The sequence below is a fragment of the Pseudomonas sp. 05N434 genome (assembly GCF_056396965.1).
The window spans coordinates 1-3,937 of sequence record NZ_JBFTMK010000475.1; the positions used below are offsets into that span (position 1 = coordinate 1).

General features: G+C 59.2%; 4 protein-coding genes. 2 read left to right on the plus strand and 2 right to left on the minus strand.

The genetic code is table 11. The features are described from left to right. Positions 1–874: aldo/keto reductase (locus AC1DLB_RS23735; protein WP_477785746.1), on the plus strand; the 874-nt coding region annotated here is incomplete at its 5' end. 50 nt (positions 875–924) lie between these two features. Here AC1DLB_RS23735 and AC1DLB_RS23740 read toward each other — a convergent pair. Continuing rightward, positions 925–2,061: an acyl-CoA dehydrogenase family protein gene (locus AC1DLB_RS23740; protein ID WP_018930117.1), complete on the minus strand. Its 1,137-nt coding sequence runs from the start codon at positions 2,059–2,061 to the stop codon at positions 925–927. A gap of 244 nt (positions 2,062–2,305) precedes the next feature. On the opposite strand from AC1DLB_RS23740, the gene AC1DLB_RS23745 reads away from it, so the two are divergent. After that, positions 2,306–3,202: a GlxA family transcriptional regulator gene (locus AC1DLB_RS23745; protein WP_172901249.1), complete on the plus strand. Its 897-nt coding sequence runs from the start codon at positions 2,306–2,308 to the stop codon at positions 3,200–3,202. An 84-nt stretch (positions 3,203–3,286) separates the two neighbouring features. On the opposite strand, the gene zapE is transcribed toward AC1DLB_RS23745, so the two are convergent. Beyond that, a partial coding sequence (gene zapE, locus AC1DLB_RS23750) for a cell division protein ZapE (RefSeq protein WP_477785747.1) occupies positions 3,287–3,937 on the minus strand: 651 nt, incomplete at its 5' end.

Sequence of the window (3,937 nt, forward strand, 5' to 3'; positions counted from 1 at the left end):
GCCCAAGGCCGACACCTACGCCACCACCGAGCGCTACATCGGCAACTACTTCAAAAGTCGCGGCGATCGCGCCGACTGGATCCTGGCGAGCAAGATCGCCGGCCCCGGCAACACCATCGACTACATTCGCGACAAAAACCTGCGGCACAACCGCCAACACATCAGCGAAGCCGTGGACGCCAGCCTCAAGCGCTTGCAGACCGATTACATCGACCTCTATCAACTGCACTGGCCGGAACGCAGTACCAATTTCTTTGGCCAGCTCGGTTACAAACACAAGATCGAAGCCAATCTGACGCCACTGGAGGACACCCTCGAAGCGCTGGACGAACAGGTCAAGGCTGGCAAGATCCGCCACATCGGCCTGTCCAACGAAACCCCGTGGGGCACCATGCGCTTCCTTGCCCTCGCCGAAGCCCGTGGCTGGCCCCGCGCGGTATCCATCCAGAACCCCTACAACCTGCTCAATCGCAGCTTCGAAGTCGGCCTGGCGGAAATTGCCATCCGCGAACAATGTGGCTTGCTGGCCTACTCGCCACTGGCGTTCGGCTTTCTGTCGGGCAAGTACGAAGGTGGCGCGCGTCCGCCCAAAGGTCGCCTGAGCCTCTACAGCCGCTTCAGCCGCTATTTCAACCCACAGTCGGAAGCAGCGTGCAGTCGTTACGTGGCACTGGCTCGTGAACACGGCCTGGACCCGGCGCAGATGGCACTGGCGTTCGTCACGCAGCAACCGTTCGTAACCAGCAACATCATTGGCGCCACCACGCTTGAGCAACTGGACAGCAACATTGCCAGCGTCGATTTGAAGCTGTCGGATGAAGTGCTGGCAGGCATTGAGGCGATACACCAGGATCAGCCGAATCCGGCACCGTAACTTACGTCGACGATCGTTCCCACGCTCTGCGTGGGAACGATCACGCTGCATTACAGCGACCGCGCAATAATCTCCTTCATGATTTCATTGGTCCCGGCATAAATCCGCTGCACCCGCGCATCCGCCCATGCCCGGGCGATCGGGTATTCCCACATGAATCCGTAACCGCCATGCAACTGCACGCATTCGTCGAGCACCTTGCATTGCAGGTCGGTGCCCCAGTACTTGGCCATCGCCGCCGTCGGCACGTCGAGCTTGCCTTGCAGATGCAGTTCCAGGCAGCGATCGACGAAAACCCGGCCGATCTGGATCTCGGTCGCCATTTCAGCGAGCTTGAAGCGGGTGTTCTGGAAGTCGGCGATGGCCTTGCCGAAAGCCTTGCGTTCACGGGTGTAATCCAGCGTCCACTGCAACGCCGCTTCGGCTGACGCCAAGCCTCCCACCGCGACCGTCAAGCGCTCCTGCGGTAATTCCTGCATCAGGTAAGCGAAGCCCATCCCCGCTTGGCCCAACAGGTTTTCCTTGGGCACCCGAACGTCCTGGAAGAACAGCTCCGAGGTGTCTTGAGCCTTCATGCCGACCTTTTCCAGGCGCTTGCCCTTGGCGAAACCCGGCGTGTTGGCCTCCACCAGAAACAGACTGGTGCCCTTCGCCCCCGCTTTCGGATCAGTCTTGGCCACGACGATCACCAGGTCAGCCAGAAAGCCGTTGGTGATGAAAGTCTTCGAACCGTTGATCACGTATTCGTCGCCCTCCAGCACCGCAGTAGTCTTCACCCCCTGCAGGTCGGAGCCAGCACCCGGCTCGGTCATGGCGATCGCAGTGACCATCTCGCCAGACACCAGCTTGGGCAGGTATTTGTGTTTCAGCGCCTCACTGCCGTAATGCAGGATATAAGGCGCAACAATGTCCGAATGAAGAGAAAATCCGATCCCGGTCAGCCCCAGACGACCGACCTCCTCGATCACCACTGCGCTATAGAGAAAGTCTGCCCCCAGCCCGCCGTATTCTTCCGGCAGATGCGAACAGAGCATCCCCGCCTCCCCCGCCTTGTTCCAGAGATTGCGGTCGATATAGCCTTGTTTCTCCCATTGCCCATGGAACGGCACGGCCTCTTTTTCGAGGAATGTTCGCACGCTGTCGCGAAAAAGTTCGTGCTCGGGGCTGAACAAGGTTCTGGGGATCATGCGTCACCTGTCGTTATTGTCAGACGGAATTGATCTTCAGAGACTAAGCCTCGCTTCCGATACAGGACACTGGACACATCCGACAAAAAATAAGACGATCCAGCCGTCTGGTGACCACTTTCCCCTATAAGAATAAAGTTGAATTATGTCTAACCAAGCCTCCAAGCCCTTGCGGCGCGTCAGCATCCTGGCTATCGACCGGGTTTTCGCTTCCACCCTCATGCAAGCCAAGGATTTCTTCCATCTGGCCAGCCTGCGCTATGGCAAACAACTGGGCCACGGCCTGACACCGGCGTTCGAAACCCGACTGGTCAGCCCCGACGGCAAACCGGTGAACAGCTTCAGCGACGTGATCATGCCGGTGGACGGCGGCCTGGAAAATGCCGACGTCATCATCCTCCCCGCCTTCTGGGACGATTTCGACACGCTCTGCAAACGTTATCCACAGGTCCTGCCGTGGCTGCGCGAACAACACGCCCGCGGGGCAGTGCTGTGTGGCGAGGCCACGGGGGTGTTCTGGCTCGCCGAAGCCGGGCTGCTCAACGGTAAGGAAGCGACCACGTACTGGCGCTTCTTCAATGCTTTCGCCGAGCGCTTCCCTCAGGTTCACCTCAACCAGGACAAACACCTGACCGACGCCGACAACCTGTATTGCGCCGGCGGCACCACCTCGGCCTGCGACCTCTACATTTACCTGATCGAGCGCTTTTGCGGTGCCAACGTGGCCCAGGCCGTGGCTCGCGACATTCTCTACGAAGTGCAACGCAGCTATGCGCCSGGGCGGATCGGTTTCGGCGGGCAAAAACTGCACCAGGATGTGATCATCCTGCAGATCCAGCATTGGCTCGAAGAACACTTCGCCGATAAATTCCGCTTCGAAGACGTGGCCCGCGAACACGGCATGAGCATCCGCAACTTCATGCGACGCTTCCAGACCGCCACCGGCGATAAACCGCTGCATTACCTGCAACGCCTGCGCATCGAGACCGCCAAGGGCTTGTTGTCCGGCAGCCGCAAGAGCATCAAGACCATCAGCTATGAAGTCGGATACGACGATGCGAGCTTCTTCGCCCGACTGTTCCGCCAGCATACGGAGTTGTCGCCGAATCAGTATCGGCAGCAGTTTCAACAAGCAGCTTAAGGGCTGGACACCAATCCAGATTGGCTCTTCAGCGCGCATAAAAAAGGGCCTGCAATGCAGGCCCTTTTTATTTTCCGAAATGTCCTACGGCTTGTGCGCCCGGGACAGGAATTCGTGAGACTGCATTTCCAGCAAGCGGCTAAGCGTGCGCTGGAACTCGAAGGTCAGGCGACCGCCGGTGTAGAGGTCTTTAAGCTCGACTTCGGCGGAGATGATCAGCTTCACGTTGCGGTCGTAGAACTCGTCGACCATGTTGATAAAACGTCGGGCGATGTCGTCGGTGGTGACGCTCATCTGCTCGACGCCGCTGAGCAACACGGCATGGAAGATCTTGCCCAGTTCGATGTAGTCGTTCTGGCTGCGCGGGCCGTCGCACAGTTCGCGGAAGTCGAACCAGGCCACGTCATCGCAAGTGCGCACGGCGCGGATTTCACGGTTCTCGATCATCAGCACGTCGTTCTCGACGGCAGCCGTGCATTCCGGCGTCAGGGCCCGGAAACTCTTGCGCAGGCTTTCCTGGGCGGCTTCGTCCAGCGGGAAGTGGAACAGCTCCGCTTGCTCGAGGTGACGCAGACGGTAATCGACGCCGCTGTCGACGTTGACGATTTCGGTGTTCTGCTTGATCAGCGCAATGGCCGGCAAGAAGCGCGCACGTTGCAGGCCGTCCTTGTACAGACCGTCCGGCACGATGTTCGAGGTCGCGACCAGGGTCACGCCGTTCTTGAACAGCTCTTC